This is a genomic window from Streptomyces sp. NBC_01520 (assembly GCF_045040375.1).
Taxonomy (GTDB): domain Bacteria; phylum Actinomycetota; class Actinomycetes; order Streptomycetales; family Streptomycetaceae; genus Streptomyces.
The window spans coordinates 1,383,137-1,402,310 of the sequence record NZ_CP109404.1; the positions used below are offsets into that span (position 1 = coordinate 1,383,137).

A 19,174-nucleotide genomic window follows, 5' to 3' on the forward strand; every position below is an offset into this window, starting at 1 on the left:
ACCTCCGTGGCCTCTCCGCGCGGGCGGAGGTCCCTAGAGGGCCTTCGCCAGGTTGTACTGGGTCGTCCCGTAGCCCAGCGACTCGTACAGCCGGAGCGCGGGTGTGTTGGACGCGAAGACGTGCAGGCCGAGCCGGCCGAGGCCCGTGTCGAGCGTGATGTCCTCCGCGTGGTGCATCAGCGCGCGGCCGTAACCACGCCCCCGGTGCTCCTCGCGCACCTCCACGTCGAAGACGTAGCCGATCGGCTCGCCCGCGGGGGTCTCGTGCCGGGCCACCCAGACATGGCCGACCGCGTCGCCGCCGCGGACGAGGACGTGGAAACGCATCCCCTCGGTGGCCAGGCCGTCCGGCAGGTTCGTGGCGTGGTCCGTCTCGGACTTGCGCCGGGCCTGTTCCTCCGGGACACCCCGCTCCATCCAGTTCTGCGCGTACGTCTCGACGCTGGTGGCCGCCCACGCGGTGAATTCCCGCTCGGTCATCGGGCGTCCGGTGACCCCGTCGGGCAGCGCGGGGGCGGTCCGGCGGAGGGTCTTGAGCATGTTCCGGCTGCGCTCGGTGTAGCCGAGCACGCCCGCGAGGGCCTGGGCGGCCTCGTTGTCCGCGGGCGCCACCAGGCGTACCTGTGTGCAGCCCCAGCCCCGCAGCACCTCCTCCGCGGCGAGGGCGGCGATGGTGCCGCGGCCCCGCCTCCGGTCCGGCTCCTCGATCCGCAGCGAGTGGAGGATGCCCGCCGTCGGGCCGAACACCGGGTCGGTGTTGATGCCGACGGCGCCGACGGGACGCCCGTTGTCGCACACGTCGTAGGTGCGTGCCCGTGCGCCGTCGGCGCCTTGCTGGATCGGCCCGGTCGGCCGGAGGGTCGTGGTCATCACGGGTGTTCTATCCGCTGGACGGCGGTCCGTCACCCGCTTTTGCGGATCGGGTCCACGGATCGGAGGTTCACGCATCGGAGGTTCACGGTTCGACGGTTCGACGGCTCACGGATCGAGGTCGTCACCGGCGCGCTCGTCGAACATCCGTATGGCCTTCGCCGTCACCGGCCCGGGGGCACCCGGCAGTTCCCGTCCGTCGACCCGGTGCACGGCCTGGATGTCGCGGAGCGTAGACGTCAGGAAGATCTCCTCGGCCCGGTCCAGGACGTCCAGCGGGAGATCGGTCTCCTGCGCCCCGGTCCACTCCACGGCCAGGGCGCGGGTGATCCCGGCGAGGCAGCCGGAGGTGACGGGCGGGGTGTGGATCCGGCCGTCCAGCACGACGAAGACGTTGGATCCGGTGCCCTCGCAGAGCTGCCCGACCGTGTTCGCGAAGAGGGCCTCGGACGCGCCGTGCTCGTGGGCGCGCGCGAGGGCGACGACGTTCTCGGCGTACGAGGTGGTCTTCAACCCGGCCACCGCGCTGCGTTCGTTACGCGTCCAGGGGACGGTGATCACCGCGGTGCTGTCCGGGCGGCGGGCGGCCTCGCCCAGCGCGACGACCAGGCTGGGCCCGGCGTCGCCGCGGTCGGAGCCGAGCGGGGAGAGACCGCCGGTGTACGTGATCCGCAGTCGGCCGAGGGGCATGGGGTTGGCCTCGATGACGGCGGCCGAGGCGCGGCGGACCTCGTCGAGGTCGGGGTCGGGCAGTCCCAGGCCCCGGGCCGAGCGGGTCAGCCGGTCGAGATGCCGGGTGAGTGCGAAGGGGCGGCCGTCGGACACCCTGACCGTCTCGAAGATGCCGTCGCCCACGGTCAGTCCGTGGTCGAGCACGGACACCCGCGCGTCATCGGCACCCCGCAGTTCGCCGTTGACCCAAATCCTCATGCCTCGGTCCTTCCTGTCACCCCGTAGGTGTCCTCGTAGGCGCCCGACGCTACCGCGAGGAGCCGGGACGCCTTGAGCTCGGTCTCCGCCCACTCGCGCTCGGGGTCGGAGCCCCAGGTGATCCCGGCCCCGGTGCCGAAGCGCAACAGGAGCGTGGTGCCGGTACGGTCGATCCAGAACGTCCTTATTCCGACGGCCAGTCGGGCGGTGGCCCGGTCGGCGTCGACCCAGCCGATTCCTCCGCAGTAGGGCCCGCGGTCGGACGTCTCCAGGGCTTCGATGATCCGCAGCGCGCTGGACTTGGGGGCACCGGTGACGGATCCGGGCGGGAACGCGGCGCCGAGCAGTTCCGGCCACCCGGCACCGTCGGCGAGCCGGCCACGCACGGTGGAGACGAGGTGGACGAGCCCGGGGTGCTTCTCCACCACGCAGAGGTCCGGGACGCTCACGCTGCCGGTCGCGCAGACGCGGCCCAGGTCGTTGCGGACCAGGTCCACGATCATTACGTTCTCCGCGTGGTCCTTCTCCAGCAGGTCCGCCTCGGTGCGTCCGGTGCCCTTGATCGGCCCGGACGTGACGGTCCGGCCGTCGCGCTCCAGGAAGAGCTCGGGGGACGCGGTCGCGATCTCCACCCCGTGCGCGGGCAGCCGGATCGTCCCGGCGTACGGGGCGGGGTTGCCGCGGGCGAGCAGGGCGGTGAGGGCGTCCACGTCGGCGGCGGGGTCGGACAGCGGCGCGGACAGCACCCGGCAGAGGTTGGCCTGATAGACCTCACCGGCCGCGATGTGTTCACGGATCCGTCGCACTCCGGCCACGTACGCGGCCTCGTCGAGGGAGGACGTCCAGTCCCCCGTGCCCGGCCCCCGCCAGGCGCCGGGCACGGGGAGTGGCACCTGCTCACTCCGCACTGTGGCGAAGCGGGCACAGATGAAGCGGCCTTCGAAATCGGCTGATACTGCCCAGAAACCGGATGATTCGAGGGCTGCAGGATCGCTGGTCACATCCTGCAGACCGGAGGCGACGAGGCCGCCGAAGCGGGCCATGGGGGCGAAGTCGTGCACGCTGACGAGTCTAGGACGGCGCACGGTGACCTGCGGCGGGGCGGGGGCAGCGCAGCACGCTGCGCAAACGCGTTTTTGTACTGGCCCGGGAATCCGCTAGAGTTCAACACGTCGCCGGGACGCGCAAGCGAACCGGGAATGACAAGCGGACGTAGCTCAGTTGGTAGAGCGCAACCTTGCCAAGGTTGAGGTCGCCAGTTCGAACCTGGTCGTCCGCTCGCAGAAGGTGGGGGATCTTCCCGAACCCCCATCCCTGGTGGAGTGGCCGAGAGGCGAGGCAACGGCCTGCAAAGCCGTCTACACGGGTTCAAATCCCGTCTCCACCTCCAAGGACGATTAGCTCAGCGGGAGAGCACTTCCCTGACACGGAAGGGGTCACTGGTTCAATCCCAGTATCGTCCACAGGTCCGCAAGGATCCCCGCGCGATTAGCTCAGCGGGAGAGCGCTTCCCTGACACGGAAGAGGTCACTGGTTCAATCCCAGTATCGCGCACGCAGTACACGCAGGGTCACCCTGCGCGATTAGCTCAGCGGGAGAGCGCTTCCCTGACACGGAAGAGGTCACTGGTTCAATCCCAGTATCGCGCACCAGCCGAAACCCCCGGTCGTCTCGACGACCGGGGGTTTCGTCGTGGGTGGTGCGGGTCGGCGGTTCAGTCAGCCGGTTCTTTCGGCCCGTGAAGAGCTGGGTGGCCCTGCGGGCGGGCATCGTACAGTCCGTAGCCGAACCGGCCGGTGGCCGCGCCCGGGGCGGCGACGGGATGGAATTCCGCCCTCCGGGCCGCCCGTACGCACTGCGGGCCGCCCCCCACGGCAGTGGGGGGCGGCCCTGCCCGGCTCAGGAGGAGAAGAGCATCCGGCCGAAGCTCTTCTGACGGTGGTGGCCGCCGTAGTGCCCGCCCTGGTGCTGCGGCGCGCCCCAGGCCGGGGCCTGGGCGGCGGGGTAGGCCTGCGGGGCCTGGCCGGGGTACGCCTGCGGGGCGGGCGGCGCGGGCGGGGCCTGCTGCGACCACTGCGACTCCAGACGGGTCAGCGACTCCAGCTCGCCGTAGTCGAGGAATATGCCCCGGCATCCGCTGCACTGCTCGATCTGGACGCCGTTGCGGTTGTACGTGTTCATCTGCGCGTGGCACTTGGGACACTGGATCATCGGGTCGGCTCCTCGCCGTCGTTGCGCGTCGCCGGAATGCATGCCCGGCGGCCGTCGGTTCACCCTACGACGCGCGTTCGGACGTCAACTCGGGCGGGAGGGACGCAATTCGGACACAGGCGTCGATCATCAACCGTTCCACCTCATCCGGACTGCGGCCCTCCGCCGCGGACTTGGCGAGAGCGAGTGCGGCGGTCTGCACCGTGAGGGCGCGTGCCGGGACGTCCAGGTCGGGCCAGGGGTCACCCGTGGCGGGCACGGCGGGCCCGCCCGCTCGCCGGTAGGTGTCCAGGAAGCGCTGCCAGACCTGGGGGTCCAGGAGTCCGGCGGCGTACCAGGCGGCGGGCCGTGCGAGGTCCCAGGCGGGGTCGCCGAGGCCCGCGTCGTCGATGTCGATCAGCACCCAGGGACCGTGCGGGGCCGGGTGCCGGACGAGCTGGCCGAGGTGCAGGTCGCCGTGGCAGAGGAAGCCGGCCCGGTGCGGGGGTGCTCCGGTCCCGCCGCGCGCCCAGGCGGGCAGGCCGCGCCAGGCGGCGAGCACGCCGGCGGTGTCCGGGTCCGCCGGTCGCGCCTCGCACATCCGCGCGACGGCGCGGGCCGCCTTGGCCGGCCCGCGCATCGGCGGGAGCGGATGGGGCGGCGGGGTGCGGTGCAGCCGGGCCAGGAGGGCGGCGGCCTCTTCCCAGGGGGCGGCATCGGGGTCCGCGGGGTCGACGGGTTCGCCGTACGGCCAGAGGCTCACGGCGCGGCCGTCGGCGGTGGGGGTGTGCTCCCCGGGGGCCCTCGTGTCGGCGGGCCGTTCGTCGTGGGCCGCCGTGTGCTCCCGGGTGCCGGTCACGTCGGTGGGCCGTTCCTGGCAGGCCGGCGGGGCGGTGCCGAGCGGGGCGAGCAGGATGCCCGCGAGCGCGGGCGCGGCGGCCATGGCCCGGCGGGCCGCCAGGGCCGGGACGTCGGCGTCCGGGGCGTGGGCCTTGGCCACCACCGGGCCGCTGCGGACCACCGTGCCGTCGGGGCGGTCCGCGAGGACCAGGGGCGGGGCGCAGGCGCACCGGGCCGTACGGTCGTGGGCTCTGTCGTGCGCGAGCTCGCCCAGCACGCGTACGACAGGGGTGGTGGTCATGGGCTCTGCTCCCCCGGCGGTGTCCGGCCGACTCCCCGGTCGGCCCCGGCGACGAGCGTACGCGGCACCGCGGCAGGAGCCCCCGGCAGGCGGTACGGGCCGCGGGGCATCGCCCGGCGCACGGATGCGCGCGGCGCGGCAGCCACGCGCGACGCACGGACACGCACGGCACGGCAACCACACACGGGCACACAGACACATACGGCACGGCAACCACGCGCGACGCACGGACACGCACGGCACGGCAACCACACACGGGCACATGCGGCACGGCAGCCACACCTGGCACAAGGGCGCGACGACCGTCGTCCATGTAGGTGCGGGGTGTCCACGTGACGGCTCTGCCCGGCACACGGACGCGTCCCCGTGCGAAAGGCGCCCCGCCGTACAGGTGCGCAGGTACGACGACCACGGCGGTCGGCTTACGCGGGCCCGGCGTGAGGACGCCACCCGCCGGGAACGGCCCCGGACAGCGCGATGTCCGGCCAGCTCCCCAGCTGGCCGGACAAACGCTGCCGTCCGCCGCACCCCCGTCCCCACGGGGCTGTTGGCCGGATGTCCCGGTCCGGACCGCTCTTCCGGACCCGGGGCGCCGCTCAGCGCCCCAGCATCACGCCCACGGACGACGCCTGTGTGACCACTGCGTCCCAGCCGCCGAAGACGACTACGAGCAGGGCCGCCAGAGGAAGGACCATGGCTGTCGCCACCAGCGGGTGGCGACGCGACGGGCGGGTACCGAACGAGGCGTATGCCCTGCGCCCCCGCGTACGGATCATGGTCCGCGTAGCCGTGTCCGCCATGGTTCCTCTCCTGACCTGTTCCGGAGCGGCGGGCGTCTGACCTCGGGGGACGAGCTCTGCGCCCGCCGCTTGACTTCAACATTAGGGAGACGGGAAGCATCCGGCGTCATGCCCGCGTACCGATTGCCGGGCCTCCCGGAGGATGAGCCGACCGCCTCCGGCGTACTCCCCTGGGTGGAGACGCCGTGCGGGGAGCACGCCGAACGCGTCGGTCCGGTCGGGGTGCGTCGCCCCGTGTGCACGGTCGTGAGGTGCGGTGCCCGGCCCGTGACGGAGGTGCCGGGCCGGTGCGACAGGGCGGTGGAGGGCGGGTCTCCCCTGCTCCGGCGGGGATCGGCGCCCCGAGGCGTGCCGGGCTGCGCCGGCCCGGCACGCTCCGGACGTGAGGCCCCTACGCCCCCGCGGCGTCCCGTAGGGGACGCTCGGAGGCGTCCTCCCGGGGGACCGGCTGTTCGACCAGGGCGAGCACCCTGGTCGCCATGAAGCGGGCGGTGCGGACAACTGATCCACTTCGGGTGACTTCACTCACTTCCACCACCCCCCGGCGGACTGCGGTCTCCACCCGGCGGCCTGCTCTGGAGGCCACCACCTCGTACGTCCGCGTCGTGTCTCCCGCGTCCACCACTATCTCCACGCGATCGCCCTTCACTGATCCAATCCCCCTTCTGCGACGGTCCTTTGAGATCTCGCACGGGCCACAGGGCCTGGATCCCCGGCTCTCTGACCACTCCTCAATTCTCCCACCGGGCACTGACAATCGATGGGCCGGCGAGGGCGCGGCCTGAGAGCGCGCCGCGCCACGGGTACGTAAGCTGTGCCTCGTCAGGCGGACCAGGCAGCGGGGATGGGCAGACGATGGCGATGATGCGGCTCCGGCGCGAGGACCCGCGTGTCGTCGGCTCGTTCCGGCTGCACCGCCGGCTCGGTGCGGGCGGCATGGGTGTCGTCTATCTGGGCTCCGACCGCCGGGGCCAGCGGGTCGCGCTCAAGGTGATCCGGCCGGATCTGGCGGAGGACCAGGAGTTCCGTTCGCGTTTCGCGCGCGAGGTGTCCGCGGCACGGCGCATCCGTGGCGGCTGTACGGCCCGACTGGTGGCCGCCGATCTGGAGGCGGACCGCCCGTGGTTCGCGACGCAGTACGTGCCCGGTCCGTCGCTGCACGACAAGGTCGTCGAGGAGGGTCCGCTGTCGGCGGCCGAGGTGGCCTCCATCGGCGCGGCGCTGTCCGAGGGGCTGGTGGCGGTGCACGAGGCCGGTGTCGTCCACCGTGACCTGAAGCCGTCGAACATCCTCCTGTCGCCCAAGGGCCCCCGGATCATCGACTTCGGTATCGCCTGGGCGACCGGGGCCAGCACGCTCACCCACGTCGGTACGGCGGTCGGGTCGCCCGGGTTCCTGGCGCCGGAGCAGGTGCGGGGTGCGGCCGTGACCCCGGCCACGGACGTGTTCTCGCTGGGCGCGACCCTGGCTTACGCGGCGATGGCCGATTCGCCCTTCGGGCACGGCAGTTCCGAGGTGATGCTCTACCGCGTGGTGCACGAGGAGCCGCATCTGTTCGATGTGCACGACGCGCTCGCCCCCCTGGTCCGGGCCTGCCTGGCGAAGGACCCCGAGGACCGGCCGAGCACCCTGCAGCTGTCCATGCGGCTCAAGGAGATCGCGGCACGCGAGGCGCAGGGACTGCAGGAGCGCCGGCCTCCCGCGCAGCGGAGCGAGCAGGAGCTGGACCGGCCGACCGGGCGGCTGGAAGGCCCGTCGTACACGGAGCAGCTCACCCGGCGGGCCGGCGGGCCGACTCCGGCGCCGCGTCCCGCTGCGCGGCGTCCCGCGCCGTCGCGCTCGGCCGCGCCCCGCACCGGTGGTTCGCGCCCCCAGGCCGCCAGGTCCGGGAAGCGCCCGCACGGGACGAACGGCGCGAACATGACGAACGGCCGGCCGGGGACCCGACCAGGGGTACGGACGACGTCGGCGGGCAGGGGCGGGAAGCGCCGGCCGGCGAATCCGCGGCTCCTGCGTCAGCGGCTCGTGGTCTTCGTCGTGGTGACGCTGCTGGTGGCGCTGGGGATCGCCGCGGCACAGGGTTGCCAGGGACCGGCGCAGGGGCTGGGCGACAGCCCGTCGACGTACGACGGATCCGCGCGCCACCCGTACGGGCAGGGGCTGTAGGGCGTCAGCCGGTCGTGACGCGCGTCGCGTAGAAGGCGACGGCGGAGGCGGCGGCGACGTTGAGCGAGTCGACCCCGGCGTCCATCGGGATGCGGACGTGCTCGTCGGCCGCGGCGAGTACCTCGGGGGTGAGTCCGTCGCCCTCCGTACCGAAGACGAGCGCCAGCTTCTCGTGGCGGCGCGCGACGAGTTCGTCCAGGGTGATCGACCGGTCGCCGAGGCAGAGTGCCGCGGTGGTGAAGCCTTCCTCACGGAGCAGCCCGAGGTCCGTGGGCCAGGCGCCGAACCGGGTCCACGGGACATGGAAGACGGAACCCATCGACACCTTCACCGCCCGCCGGTACAGCGGGTCGGCGCAGCGCGGGGTGAGCAGGACGGCGTCGATGCCGAGCGCCGCCGCGTTACGGAAGGCGGCACCGAGGTTGGCGTGGTCGACGATGTCCTCGAACACGGCGACCCTGCGGACTGTCCCGGACTCCGGGGCCAGCAGCGTACGGACGTCCGGGAGCGGCCTGCGCTGCATGGAGGCGAGGGCTCCGCGGTGCACGTGGTAGCCGGTGACGCGCTCGGCGAGCTCCGGTGCGACCAGGTACACCGGGGCCGTGGCCTCGTCGATCACGTCGCGCATCACCTCGGTCCACTTCGCGGAGAGCAGCATGGACCGCATCGCGTAGCCGGCGTTCGCCGCGCGCCGGATCACCTTCTCGCCCTCGGCGATGAAGAGGCCCTCGGCTGGTTCGCGCCTGCGCCGGAGCGCGACGTCGGTCAGGCCGGTGTAGTCGCCCAGACGCGGGTCGTCGGGGTCGTCGACGGTGATGGGTTCAGCCACGGGGATGCTGCCTCGTCGGGGGTGCGGTTGCCGGTGTGCGGGATGTCGGCCGTCGGTCCGGCTACTCGGCGGGGGGTTCGGAGGACTTCGTGCCGACGGCGACGACCTCTCCGATGACGATCACGGCCGGCGGGCGTACGTCCTCGGCGGCGGCGCGTTCCCCGACGGTCGCCAGGGTCGCGTCGACCCGGCGCTGCGCGGCCGTGGTGCCCTCCTGGACCAGGGCCACGGGGGTGTCCGGGGACTTGCCGTGCGCGATGAGGGCACGGGCGATGGAACTGATCTTGTCGACGGCCATCAGGAGGACCAGGGTGCCGCGCAACTGTGCGAGGGCTGCCCAGTCGACCAGGGAGCGCGGGTCGTCGGGGGCGACATGGCCGCTGACGACGGTGAACTCATGGGCGACACCGCGGTGGGTGACGGGGATTCCGGCCGCTCCCGGCACGGAGATCGAGCTGGAGATCCCGGGGACGACGGTGCAGGCTATGCCCTCGGCGGCCAGTGCCTGGGCCTCCTCCATGCCCCGCCCGAAGACGAAGGGGTCGCCGCCCTTGAGCCGGACGACTGCCTTGCCCGCCTTGGCGTGGTCGATCAGCGCCTGGTTGATCGCCTCCTGCGCCATGTACCGGCCGTACGGGATCTTCGCGGCGTCGATCACCTCGACGTGCGGGGGGAGCTCGTCGAGCAGGTCGCGGGGGCCGAGCCGGTCCGCGATGACCACGTCGGCCTCCGCGAGGAGGCGGCGGCCCCGGACCGTGATCAGGTCGGGGTCGCCGGGGCCGCCGCCCACCAGGGCGACGCCGGGGGCACGGGTGCGGTGGTGCGGGGCGGCGAGGGTTCCGTCGCGCAGGCCCTCGACGATGGCGTCGCGGACGGCGGCGGAGTGGCGCGGGTCGCGGCCCTGCGAGGTGGTGGTGAGGACGGCGACGGTGATGCCCTCGCTGCGGCCGGTGGCCGGCGTCCAGGCGGTGGCCGCCTCCGCGTCGTCGCTGCGGACGCACCAGGTCCGGGTGCGCTCCGCCTCGGCCGAGGCGGCGTCGTTGGCCTCGGCGTCGGAGGACGCGACGAGGGCGTACCAGGTGTCGGCGAGGTCGCCGTCCTGGTACCTGCGGCGCTCCCAGCGGATCTCGCCGGTGTCGGCCATCGCCTCGACGGAGGCGGTCGCGGACGGTGAGACCAGGGTGATGTCGGCACCGGCCGCGATGAGCGCGGGCAGCCGGCGCTGTGCGACCTGGCCGCCGCCGACGACGACGACGCGGCGCCCGTTCAGGCGCAGTCCGACGGGATAGGCAGGGTGATCGTCGTGCTCGGCCATGGTCGTGCGGGCTCCTCGTGCAGGGTGCGGTGTGCTGCGGGCCGCTGCGCCGGTGGAGCGGCTGTGACGTGCGGCTGTGCCAGGTGTGGGACCACGATACGGGGTGAGGGGGCGGGGGTGGGTGGCGGCGCGGGCCTGATCCCCTGCCCGCGCCCTCCCTTGACCGGACCCGCCCTTGGGGACGGGGCCGGTCTCGTGCCCCCGCACCCGGCTCCGGCCGGGTGCCGCTACTTCTCCGTGACTCCCGCCGAGTCGAAGGTCGCCACGTCGTGCATCGCACGGGCAGCGCTCTGCACGATGGGGAGCGCGAGCAGTGCGCCGGTGCCCTCGCCGAGCCTGAGGTCCAGGTCGACCAGGGGGCGAAGGCCCAGCTTGTTGAGGGCGGCGACGTGGCCGGGTTCCGCGCTGCGGTGTCCGGCGATGCAGGCGGCGAGGGCCTCGGGGGCGATCGCCCGGGCGACGAGGGCCGCGGCACCCGCGCTCACCCCGTCCAGGATCACGGGGGTGCGGAGTGAGGCACCGCCCAGCAGGAAGCCCGCCATCGCGGCGTGCTCCAGTCCGCCGACCGCCGCCAGGACCCCGATCGGGTCCGCGGGGTCGGGACGGTGGAGCTCCAGGCCACGGCGGACCACGTCGACCTTGCGGGCGTGCATCTCGTCGTTGATCCCGGTGCCGCGCCCGGTCACCTCGGCCGGGTCCATGCCCGTGTACACGCAGATCAGCGCGGCCGAAGCCGTGGTGTTGGCGATGCCCATCTCGCCGGTGAGCAGCCCCTTGTTGCCGGCCGCGACGAGGTCGCGGGCGGTCTCGATGCCGACCTCGATCGCCGCGAGCACCTCCTCGCGGGTGAGGGCGGGGCCGGTCGTGAAGTCGGCCGTTCCGGCGCGGACCTTCCGGGGAAGGAGTCCGGGCGTCGCGGGCAGCTCGGACGCGACTCCGACGTCGACGACGCAGACCTCGGCGCCGACCTGGGCGGCGAAGGCGTTGCAGACGGCTCCGCCGCCGAGGAAGTTGGCGACCATCTGGCCGGTGACCTCCTGCGGCCACGCGGTCACGCCCTGGGCGTGCACCCCGTGGTCACCGGCGAACACCGCGACGGCCGCGGGCTCCGGGATCGGCGGCGGGCACATCCGGGAGAGGCCGGACAGCTGGGCGGAGATGATCTCCAGCATGCCGAGCGCGCCGGCCGGCTTCGTCATCCGCTTCTGGCGCTCCCATGCCTCGCCGAGCGCCTTGGCGTCCAGCGGCCGGATGTTGGCGATGGTCTCCTGGAGCAGGTCGTGCGGCGCCTCGCCGGGCAGGGCGCGTCGGCCGTACGTCTCCTCGTGGACGACCCAGGAGAGCGGGCGCCGCTTGGACCAGCCGGCCTGCATCAGCTCGGGCTCGTCGGGGAACTCGTCGACGTAGCCGACGCAGAGGTACGCGACGACCTCCAGGTGCTCGGGCAGGCCCAGCGCCCGGACCATCTCGCGCTCGTCGAAGAAGCTGACCCAGCCGACGCCGAGGCCCTCGGCCCGGGCGGCGAGCCACAGGTTCTCGACGGCGAGCGCGGAGGAGTACGGGGCCATCTGCGGCTGGGTGTGCCGGCCGAGGGTGTGGCGGCCGCCGCGGGTGGGGTCGGCGGTGACGACGATGTTCACCGGCGTGTCGAGGATGGCCTCGATCTTCAGTTCCTTGAACTGCTTGGCCCGGGCCTTGGGGAGCGACTTGGCGTACGCCTCACGCTGGCGCTGTGCCAGTTCGTGCATGGAACGGCGGGTCTCCGCGGAGCGGATGACGACGAAGTCCCAGGGCTGCGAGTGGCCGACGCTCGGCGCGGTGTGCGCGGCTTCGAGGACCCTCAGGAGGATCTCGTGCGGGATGGGGTCGCTGCGGAAGCCGTTGCGGATGTCGCGCCGCTCCCGCATGACCCGGAGGACCGCCTCCCGCTCGACGTCGCCGTAACCGGGGGCGGGTGCGGAGGCGGGCACCTCGTCGGAGGACGGGACCGGAGCCTCGGCCTCCGGGGCGCCGGCCTCCGGGGTCTCGATGATCTCGGGGCCGGTGCCGGTGCCGGGCTCGGCGGGGGCCTCGGCCCTGGGTACGGCGACGGGCTCGGGTGCCGGGGTCTCGGCCTGGATCGTCACGGGAGCGGGGGCCTCCAGGGAATCCGGGGCCTCCGGGGCCTCGGCCGCCACCGGCTCCGGCACGGTCAAAGCCGCCTCGGGCTCGACGACGACCGGTGCGGCCGGGGCCACTACGGGCGGCTCGGGCTGTGCCGCCGCCTCGGCCGTCTCCTGCTGGGCCACCTCGACGGGAGCCGTCGGCGCCTCGGGCTCGGGGGCAAGGTGCGAAGCGGTCTGTACGGTGCCCTCGGCGGGCACGGGCACGGGCACTTGCGCGGGCAGGGCGGGAGCGGCCGTGCGGGCGGCCACGTCCGGGTCCTGGGGCGTCTCGGCGACGGGCGGCACGAAGGGCTGCTCGACGGCGGGCTCGGCGGGAGCGTCCGCCGGGATCTCCTGCGCGACCGAGGCCTCGGCCTCGACGACCACGGCCTGCACGGCCGCGGCCTCCGCGAGCGGCTCCGTCACGGGCTCCACAGGTGCTGCGGGCTCGGCGGGCGCCACCGGTGCCACTGCGGCGACCGGCTCCGGGACGACCGTTTCCGCGTCCGCGAGGACCTCCGGCTCGGGCGCGGGTCCGGGGACCTGGGCTGCGGGGACGGGGACAGCCACGGGCTCGGCCTGGACCACCGCTTCGGGCAGGCCCACGGGCTCCGCCTGGACGACGGGCTCGGGCGCGACGACCGGCTCGGGCTGAACCGTCGGCTCGACCTGAACCGCGGGCTCCGCCTGGGCGACCGGCTCCTCCTGAACGACGGCCTCGGGCTGAACCACCGGCTCCATCCCGACCGCTGACTCCGCCTCGGCCACCGGCTCCGCCTGAACGACGGGATCCGCCTGGGCCACCGGCTCGGGTGCGGGAGCGCCCCACGGGGTCGCGCCCTGCGGCGGGATCTCCCCCAGCTGCGGGCCGGGCAGCCGGGCCGCGTCCTCCGCCGGGATGTCGAAGTACTCGGGCCCGATGGTCGGCGGCCCCGCGTGCCGGACGGGCGCCGGGCTGTGCGGTGCGCCGGCCGGACCCCGGTCCGCGAGCGAGCGGACCACTCCGCCGCTCGGCGTCCCCCCGTAGGAGGGAGCCTCGGGGGACGCCGGGCCGCGGTGCAGCGGGCGGCGTGCCGGGGCGGCGGCCTGGGCGGCCACCGGGACCTGGACGGGGGCGGGCGCCGGAATCCGTACGCCGCCGAGGTCGACGGACCCGGACTCGTACGCCGTGGCCGGGCCCTGCGCGGGAACCTGCGCGGAGGGCTGCGGTTGCTGCTCGGGGGCGGACGGCGCGTCGCTCCAGGCGCCCTGGGGTGCGGGCATCAGCAGGAGGTCGTCGTCCTCGGGGGCCTGCTCGGAGGGTTCGAGGAAGGTGTAGGCGTCCGGGGCGGGGATGCCCGGCTGCTCCACCATGCCTGCGTTCTCCGGCAGTCCCTCGCCCGGGATCTGGCCGGTGTCAGTCATGCGTACCCCTCGCCCATCGTCAGTGCTCCTTCGGCCCTTCGCCCGGGATGCCCGAACCACGGCACGCCGGTGCTCGTCAACAAGAACGAGCGGGCTCGCCGCGCGGCACGAAACGCGCGCGGAGCTATACACTCTCGCGGTCGTTCGCCGCCGCGACAGACAGTTCTGCCACGGCTCGCTGTGGACTGCGCCACGTTGCGCGTCCCCCGGTTGCGCCGTACCACATCGCGGACCAAAACGGTCCACTTTTCAGGACATTGACGAACGAACCGTCGAACGGCCAGGTGCGGTACAACAATCGGTCAGCCTACCTCGCGCTCGGCCGCGAAGGGCTCAGGGGGCGAGGTCGGAACGTACCCCGGAGAGCAGGAACACGACGGAGCGTTCGCGCTCCGCCCAGGCGGAGGTGTCCAGTTCGACCGACTGGAGCAGGGCGCATTCGACGGTGTAACCGTTCTCCGCGAGCGCCGCGCCCAGGGCCTCGGCCTCGTCCCGGTTCGAGGCGTGGGTGACGATGCGTTCCGGCCGCCGGTCGGCGACCGCCGTCACGACGCGGACGCCTCCGCCGCCGATCCGTACGACATCGGGTTCGGGCAGGCGCTCCAGTACGTGCGGTGCCGTGCCCCGGACCACCTGGACCGCCACCTGGAAGGTGCGGGCGGCGGCCGTCGTGCGCGCGCAGGCGTCCGGATCGCTGTCCACGGCCAGCACGGCCGCGCCGAAGCGGGCAGCCTCCACCGCGAAGGCGCCGCTGCCGGGGCCGATGTCCCAGACCAGGTCGCCGGTGCGCGGTCCGAGGCGGGCCAGTTGGGCGGCACGCAGGCCGGGCGCCTCGCCCTCGCCGCCTTCCGCCCGGTCCGCCCCGTACGCCGCGGTGGGCAGGGCCCAGCCCCGGACGCCTCCGGGGGCGGCCGGGGTGCGGCCGGCGATCCAGGCGCCGGTGGCGGTGGCGGTGGTCTCGGGTCCGCCGCCGATGACGATGACGACGTTCGGGTCGCGCCAGGTGTGGTCGGCCGTCTTGTCGGAGGTGAGGACCGTGACCCGCTCGCGCGTGGTGCCGAGCTCCTCGCAGATCACGAAGGTGCGGTGGACGCCGTCGAGGAGCAGGGCCAGTTCGGCGGGGCCGGCGCCCGGGGAGGTGAGGACGGCGACCTTGTGGTGGGCGCGGCAGACGTTGACGGCGCGGCGCAGGGTACGCGGGTGGGCGACCACGACCTGGGCGTCGTCCCAGGGCATTCCGGCGCGGGCGAAGGCGGCGGCCACCGAGGAGACGGCGGGGACGACCTCGACCTCCAGGCCGTGCTCGGGTGCGCGCAGGGCGCGTACGACGCCGAAGAAGCCGGGGTCGCCGTCGGCGAGGACCACGGGGCTGCCGCGGTGGCCGGCGATCCTGCGGGCGGCCAGGTCGACACTGCCGAGGCGGATGCGCTCGGCGCTTCCCGGGATCTCGGGCAGCGCGAGGTGGTGGGCGGCACCGGCGACGAGCGTGGCGGCCGAGAGCGCGGCCGTGGCCGCTCTGGTCAGTGGCGAGCCGTCCCAGCCGATCACCGTGACCCGGTCGGCCATCGTCGTCAGTCTCCTGGGGGTTTCGCAGGCGGGGGCGCTCCGCGGGTGGCGGAGCAGGGGCGGAGCAGGGTGAGCGTATCCGGTCCGTCCCGCGGCCCGGCCGGGGGCTTCCCGGAGCGGGAGGAGGGCGTCAGTTCCAGTCGTCGTAGGTGCCGTAGCCGCCCGCGTCGGCCAGCTGTTCCGCGACGCCTTCCAGGTCCTCGGGGAGGAGCCCCCAGACGATGAGGTCGGTCCTGATGTCGGTCCAGCCGCCGTCCGTGCCGTTGTCGGTCCGGGTCCGGGCTATCCGGGCGTTGCGCAGGACGCCTTCGCTGATGCAGCCCAGCTTCTGGGCGACCTGCTGGGAGGAGGTGTTGTCCGCGGGGGTGCGCAGCTCGATGCGCTCGAACTTCTGGTCGCGGAAGAGCCACTCGGCGACGGCGAGCACGGACTCGGTGGCGTATCCCTCGCCGCGCGCCCAGGGTGCGGTGATGTAGCCGGCCTCGGTGGACAGGGTGCGCCAGTCGGTGTTGAGGAGCCGGACGGAGCCGACGAGGCGCTGGGTAAGGAATTCGGTGACGGCGAAGACGATGCCGTGGCCCTGGGTGCGTTCGGCGGGTGCGATCCTGCGGACCCACCGTTCGGCGTCGACCTGGGTGTAGGGGTGCGGTCCGTCGACCCAAGCGGTGACGAGTTCGTCGTTCATCATCTCGATGTACGCCGGGACGTCCGCCATGTCGAAGGGGCGCAGCACCAACCTGTCCGTGCTGATGGAGATGGACGGGAAGGTGTGAGTCATGCGCAGCTCCATGCCGAAGACCGTGTAAACACACAGCATGCAGCATGGGACCGGGGTTGCGCATGGCCGGGTCCGGCACGGCGGAGCCCCGCACACCGCGCTGCGGGTGTACGGGGCTCGTCCGGCAAGTGCCGTGTGGGGGTCAGGACTTGGCGGGCTCGCCGAAGGCGGGGGTGATGGAGCCCTGGTAGGTGTCCTCGATGTACTTCTTGACCTCGTCGGAGTTGAGGAGCTTCACAAGCTTCTGGACGCGGGCGTCCTTCTCGTTGCCTTCCTTGACGGCGAGGAAGTTGGCGTACGGGTTGTCGTCGGCGCTCTCCAGGACCAGGGAGTCCTTGCCCGGCTTCAGGTCGGCCTCGATGGCGTAGTTGCCGTTGATGACCGCGGCGTCGACGTCGTCCAGGGCGCGGGGCACGGTCGCGGCCTCCAGCTCCTTGAACTCCAGGCCCTTCTTGTCCGTGATGTCGCTGAGCTTGGCGCTGGTGCCGACGCCGTCCTTGAGGGTGATCAGCCCGTTCTCGGCGAGGAGCTGGAGCGCGCGGCCCTCGTTGGTGGTGTCGTTGGGCACCGCGACGGTCTGGCCGGCCTTGATGTCCTTGAGGTCCTTGACCGTCTTGGAGTAGAGGCCGAGGGGCTCCAGGTGCACGTTGACGACCGGGACGATGTGGGTGTTGTTCTTCTTGTTGAAGTCGTCCAGGTACGGCTTGTGCTGGAAGAAGTTGGCGTCGACCTGGCCGCTCTCGGTGGCGGTGTTCGGCAGGACGTAGTCCGTGAACTCCTTGACCTCCAGCTTGAGGCCCGCCTTGTCCGCCAGGTTCTTCTTGACGTAGTTCAGGATGTCGGCGTGCGGCGTCGGGGACGCGGCGACGACGAGGGCCTTGGAGGTGTCGGCACCGGCGCCGGTCTCGCTCTTGGCTGCCGGGTCGGAGTCCGTGCCGCAGGCGGTGAGGCCGAAGGCGAGGGCGGCGGTGGCGGCTGCGGCAGCGGTGATCTTGATGTTCTTGCGCACGAAGAGTGCCTCTTTCCGATGGTGATGGTGGTGCGCCCGGACAAGGAGTTCGGGCTCGTGGGGAGAGTGGTCTCAGGTGGTGGTGCGGCCCCGGCGGGCCAGCAGGCGTACGGCTCCGTCGCCGATCAGCTGGATCACGGTCACGATGACGATCAGCAGCACGACCGTGATGAGCATGAACTGGTTGTCGAAGCGCTGGAATCCGTACGTGACGGCCTTGGAGCCCAGTCCTTCGCCGCCGACCGCGCCGGCCATCGCGGAGTAGCCGATGAGCACGATGACGGTGGTGGTGACGCCGGAGACGATCGAGGGCAGCGCCTGCGGCAGCAGGACCTTGCGGACGATCGTGGGGATGGATCCGCCCATCGACTGGACGGCCTCGACGAGTCCGTGGTCGACCTCGCGGACGGCCGTCTCGACGAGCCGCGCGAAGAACGGGATGGCGCCGACGGCCAGCGGGACGATCATCGCGGACGGGCCGATGAAGGTGCCGACGATCCAGGTGGTGAAGGGGATCAGGGCGATCAGCAGGATGATGAACGGCAGTGAGCGGCCGATGTTCACGATCACGCCGATGACCTTGTTCACCAGGACGTTCCGGAGCAGTCCGCCCTTGTCGGTGAGGACCAGCAGGATGCCGAGGGGCAGTCCGCCGGCGACGGTGACGACGGCGGACCAGAGCACCATGTACAGGGTGTCGATGGTTCCCTGGGTGAGCAGTGGCTGCATTTCGGACCAGGTCACTTCGCCACCTCCTTGCTGAGCGGGGCGGGAGACTGGGCGGGGATGCCGGTGGTGCCGGCGGGTTCGCCGTCCACGACCTCGGCCTGCAGGCCCTGCTCGCGCAGGAAGCCGATCGGTACGACGTTCTCCTCGAAGCGGCCGGGCAGCTCGATGCGCATCCGGCCGATCTGGTTGCCGCCGACGGTGTCCATCGCGGCGCCCAGGATCGAGATGTCGATGTTGTACGTGCGGGAGAGCTGCGAGATCACCGGGCGGGCGGCTGCCTCGCCGTGGAAGGTGACGTCGACGACCGTACGGTCGGGGCCGGAGGCCGTGCCGCCGACGGGGAACAGCTCGTGGGCAAGTTCGGAGCCGGGGGTGGCCAGCAGGGTGCCGACCGTGCCGGACTCGACGACGCGGCCCTTCTTCATCAGCGCGGCCGAGTCGCAGATCGTCTTGACGACGTCCATCTCGTGCGTGATGAGCAGGACGGTGAGGCCGAGCTCCTGGTTGAGGTCGCGCAGCAGCTGGAGGATGGAGCGGGTGGTCTCGGGGTCGAGTGCGGAGGTCGCCTCGTCGGAGAGCAGCACCTTCGGGTCGCCGGCCAGGGCGCGGGCGATGCCGACGCGCTGCTTCTGGCCGCCGGAGAGCTGTCCGGGGTAGGCCTTGGCCTTGTCGGCGAGGCCGACCAGGCCGAGGAGTTCGAGCGCCTTGCGGGTGCGGGCCTGTCCGGAGACGCCGAGGATCTCCAGGGGCAGTTCGACGTTGCCCTGGACGGTGCGCGAGGCCAGCAGGTTGAAGTGCTGGAAGACCATGCCGATGCGGCTGCGCGCCTCGCGGAGTTCCTTGCCGGCGCGCCTGCCCCGGCCCGCGAGGGCGGTGAGGTCCTGGCCGGCGACCGTCACGGTGCCCGCGGTGGGGCGTTCGAGCAGGTTGACGCAGCGGATGAGGGAGGACTTGCCGGCACCGCTCTGTCCGATGACGCCGTAGACCTCGCCCTCACGGACGTGCAGGTCGACGCCGTCGAGGGCGGTGACCTCACGGCCGCGTGACTGGTAGACCTTCGTGAGGCCCGAAGTGGTGATCACAGGGGGTTTCCGTCACTGTCGAGTGCGCGGCGCGGTGTCCGCCGGGCACGGGGCATTCGTCTGAAGTGGCTGGTTCTCAGCGGTATCAGCGGTATCAGCGGTCTCGGTGGCCGACCGGTGGGAGTCCTGGCGGTGGGCACAGGGATCGGCACATGCCCGGGCAGGCTCGATCCGCTGGGTGCGGACGGCACGGGCTCGGTCTCGCTTCGGGGCGCGAGGCT

General features: G+C 72.8%; 16 protein-coding genes and 5 tRNA genes. 6 read left to right on the forward strand and 15 right to left on the reverse strand.

What is annotated here, in order from left to right; genetic code table 11:
* Nucleotides 1-33: 33 nt before the first annotated feature.
* The 3 genes from OG524_RS06290 to OG524_RS06300 form a co-directional block, all read right to left on the reverse strand.
* The gene (locus tag OG524_RS06290) at nucleotides 34-870 is read right to left on the reverse strand and encodes a GNAT family N-acetyltransferase (protein WP_405391928.1); all 837 of its coding nucleotides are present in this window, start codon (nucleotides 868-870) and stop codon (nucleotides 34-36) included.
* A gap of 108 nt (nucleotides 871-978) precedes the next feature.
* A complete protein-coding gene (locus OG524_RS06295) occupies nucleotides 979-1,800 on the reverse strand; it encodes an aminotransferase class IV (RefSeq protein ID WP_405391927.1) in 822 nt (273 codons plus the stop codon).
* Nucleotides 1,797-2,843, reverse strand: a complete 1,047-nt coding sequence (locus OG524_RS06300) for a chorismate-binding protein (protein WP_405812431.1) — start codon at nucleotides 2,841-2,843, stop codon at nucleotides 1,797-1,799. Before OG524_RS06300 ends, OG524_RS06295 begins: the two co-directional genes overlap by 4 nt.
* 163 nt (nucleotides 2,844-3,006) lie before the next feature.
* Here OG524_RS06300 and OG524_RS06305 point away from each other — a divergent pair.
* The 5 genes from OG524_RS06305 to OG524_RS06325 all read left to right on the forward strand — a co-directional run bounded on the left by OG524_RS06305 (nucleotide 3,007) and on the right by OG524_RS06325 (nucleotide 3,452).
* Nucleotides 3,007-3,079: transfer RNA gene (locus OG524_RS06305), tRNA-Gly, on the forward strand.
* 37 nt (nucleotides 3,080-3,116) lie between these two features.
* Nucleotides 3,117-3,190, forward strand: a tRNA-Cys gene (locus OG524_RS06310).
* A 1-nt stretch (nucleotide 3,191) separates the two neighbouring features.
* Nucleotides 3,192-3,263, forward strand: a tRNA-Val gene (locus tag OG524_RS06315).
* Nucleotides 3,264-3,282: 19 nt separating this feature from the next.
* Nucleotides 3,283-3,354: transfer RNA gene (locus OG524_RS06320), tRNA-Val, on the forward strand.
* 23 nt (nucleotides 3,355-3,377) lie between these two features.
* Nucleotides 3,378-3,452: transfer RNA gene (locus OG524_RS06325), tRNA-Val, on the forward strand.
* Between the two features lie 247 nt (nucleotides 3,453-3,699).
* Here OG524_RS06325 and OG524_RS06330 read toward each other — a convergent pair.
* The 4 genes from OG524_RS06330 to OG524_RS06345 form a co-directional block, all read right to left on the reverse strand.
* Nucleotides 3,700-4,011, reverse strand: coding sequence for a zf-TFIIB domain-containing protein (locus tag OG524_RS06330; RefSeq protein ID WP_405391926.1), 312 nt, complete (start codon nucleotides 4,009-4,011; stop codon nucleotides 3,700-3,702).
* A 64-nt stretch (nucleotides 4,012-4,075) separates the two neighbouring features.
* Nucleotides 4,076-5,131, reverse strand: a complete 1,056-nt coding sequence (locus tag OG524_RS06335) for a phosphotransferase (protein WP_405391925.1) — start codon at nucleotides 5,129-5,131, stop codon at nucleotides 4,076-4,078.
* A 596-nt stretch (nucleotides 5,132-5,727) separates the two neighbouring features.
* Nucleotides 5,728-5,931 (reverse strand): hypothetical protein, encoded by a 204-nt coding sequence (locus tag OG524_RS06340; protein ID WP_405391924.1) that lies wholly within the window; start codon nucleotides 5,929-5,931, stop codon nucleotides 5,728-5,730.
* Nucleotides 5,932-6,322: 391 nt separating this feature from the next.
* The gene (locus OG524_RS06345; protein WP_384500660.1) at nucleotides 6,323-6,580 is read right to left on the reverse strand and encodes a hypothetical protein; all 258 of its coding nucleotides are present in this window, start codon (nucleotides 6,578-6,580) and stop codon (nucleotides 6,323-6,325) included.
* Nucleotides 6,581-6,786: 206 nt separating this feature from the next.
* Here OG524_RS06345 and OG524_RS06350 point away from each other — a divergent pair, with 206 nt between their 5' ends.
* On the forward strand, nucleotides 6,787-8,097 hold the full coding sequence (locus OG524_RS06350) for a serine/threonine-protein kinase (RefSeq protein WP_405391923.1): 1,311 nt from the start codon (nucleotides 6,787-6,789) through the stop codon (nucleotides 8,095-8,097).
* A gap of 4 nt (nucleotides 8,098-8,101) precedes the next feature.
* On the opposite strand, the gene OG524_RS06355 is transcribed toward OG524_RS06350, so the two are convergent.
* The 8 genes from OG524_RS06355 to OG524_RS06390 form a co-directional block, all read right to left on the reverse strand.
* Complete coding sequence (locus OG524_RS06355) at nucleotides 8,102-8,926, reverse strand: TrmH family RNA methyltransferase (protein ID WP_405391922.1); 825 nt, start codon at nucleotides 8,924-8,926, stop codon at nucleotides 8,102-8,104.
* A 61-nt stretch (nucleotides 8,927-8,987) separates the two neighbouring features.
* Nucleotides 8,988-10,241: a uroporphyrinogen-III C-methyltransferase gene (gene cobA, locus OG524_RS06360; protein WP_405391921.1), complete on the reverse strand. Its 1,254-nt coding sequence runs from the start codon at nucleotides 10,239-10,241 to the stop codon at nucleotides 8,988-8,990.
* A 227-nt stretch (nucleotides 10,242-10,468) separates the two neighbouring features.
* A complete protein-coding gene (cobT, locus tag OG524_RS06365) occupies nucleotides 10,469-13,789 on the reverse strand; it encodes a nicotinate-nucleotide--dimethylbenzimidazole phosphoribosyltransferase (RefSeq protein WP_405809391.1) in 3,321 nt (1,106 codons plus the stop codon).
* 333 nt (nucleotides 13,790-14,122) lie between these two features.
* On the reverse strand, nucleotides 14,123-15,355 hold the full coding sequence (gene cbiE, locus OG524_RS06370) for a precorrin-6y C5,15-methyltransferase (decarboxylating) subunit CbiE (RefSeq protein ID WP_405809393.1): 1,233 nt from the start codon (nucleotides 15,353-15,355) through the stop codon (nucleotides 14,123-14,125).
* A 130-nt stretch (nucleotides 15,356-15,485) separates the two neighbouring features.
* On the reverse strand, nucleotides 15,486-16,172 hold the full coding sequence (locus OG524_RS06375) for a GNAT family N-acetyltransferase (protein ID WP_405391918.1): 687 nt from the start codon (nucleotides 16,170-16,172) through the stop codon (nucleotides 15,486-15,488).
* Nucleotides 16,173-16,275: 103 nt separating this feature from the next.
* Nucleotides 16,276-17,142, reverse strand: coding sequence for a MetQ/NlpA family ABC transporter substrate-binding protein (locus tag OG524_RS06380; RefSeq protein ID WP_405809395.1), 867 nt, complete (start codon nucleotides 17,140-17,142; stop codon nucleotides 16,276-16,278).
* A gap of 72 nt (nucleotides 17,143-17,214) precedes the next feature.
* Entirely contained in the window at nucleotides 17,215-17,886 is a 672-nt protein-coding gene (locus tag OG524_RS06385; RefSeq protein WP_405391916.1) for a methionine ABC transporter permease, read from the reverse strand.
* Nucleotides 17,883-18,953, reverse strand: coding sequence for a methionine ABC transporter ATP-binding protein (locus OG524_RS06390; RefSeq protein WP_405391915.1), 1,071 nt, complete (start codon nucleotides 18,951-18,953; stop codon nucleotides 17,883-17,885). Before OG524_RS06390 ends, OG524_RS06385 begins: the two co-directional genes overlap by 4 nt.
* Between the last annotated feature and the right edge of the window lie 221 nt (nucleotides 18,954-19,174).

Coding starts and splice junctions, on each gene's coding strand:
- OG524_RS06330 (WP_405391926.1), bottom strand. CDS start 4,011: ATGATCCAGTGTCCCAAGTGCCACGCGCAGATGAACACGTACAACCGC.
- OG524_RS06290 (WP_405391928.1), bottom strand. CDS start 870: ATGACCACGACCCTCCGGCCGACCGGGCCGATCCAGCAAGGCGCCGAC.
- OG524_RS06300 (WP_405812431.1), bottom strand. CDS start 2,843: ATGGCCCGCTTCGGCGGCCTCGTCGCCTCCGGTCTGCAGGATGTGACC.
- OG524_RS06375 (WP_405391918.1), bottom strand. CDS start 16,172: ATGCTGTGTGTTTACACGGTCTTCGGCATGGAGCTGCGCATGACTCAC.
- cobA (WP_405391921.1), bottom strand. CDS start 10,241: ATGGCCGAGCACGACGATCACCCTGCCTATCCCGTCGGACTGCGCCTG.
- OG524_RS06340 (WP_405391924.1), bottom strand. CDS start 5,931: ATGGCGGACACGGCTACGCGGACCATGATCCGTACGCGGGGGCGCAGG.
- cbiE (WP_405809393.1), bottom strand. CDS start 15,355: ATGGCCGACCGGGTCACGGTGATCGGCTGGGACGGCTCGCCACTGACC.
- OG524_RS06350 (WP_405391923.1), top strand. CDS start 6,787: ATGGCGATGATGCGGCTCCGGCGCGAGGACCCGCGTGTCGTCGGCTCG.
- OG524_RS06295 (WP_405391927.1), bottom strand. CDS start 1,800: ATGAGGATTTGGGTCAACGGCGAACTGCGGGGTGCCGATGACGCGCGG.
- OG524_RS06335 (WP_405391925.1), bottom strand. CDS start 5,131: ATGACCACCACCCCTGTCGTACGCGTGCTGGGCGAGCTCGCGCACGAC.
- cobT (WP_405809391.1), bottom strand. CDS start 13,789: ATGACTGACACCGGCCAGATCCCGGGCGAGGGACTGCCGGAGAACGCA.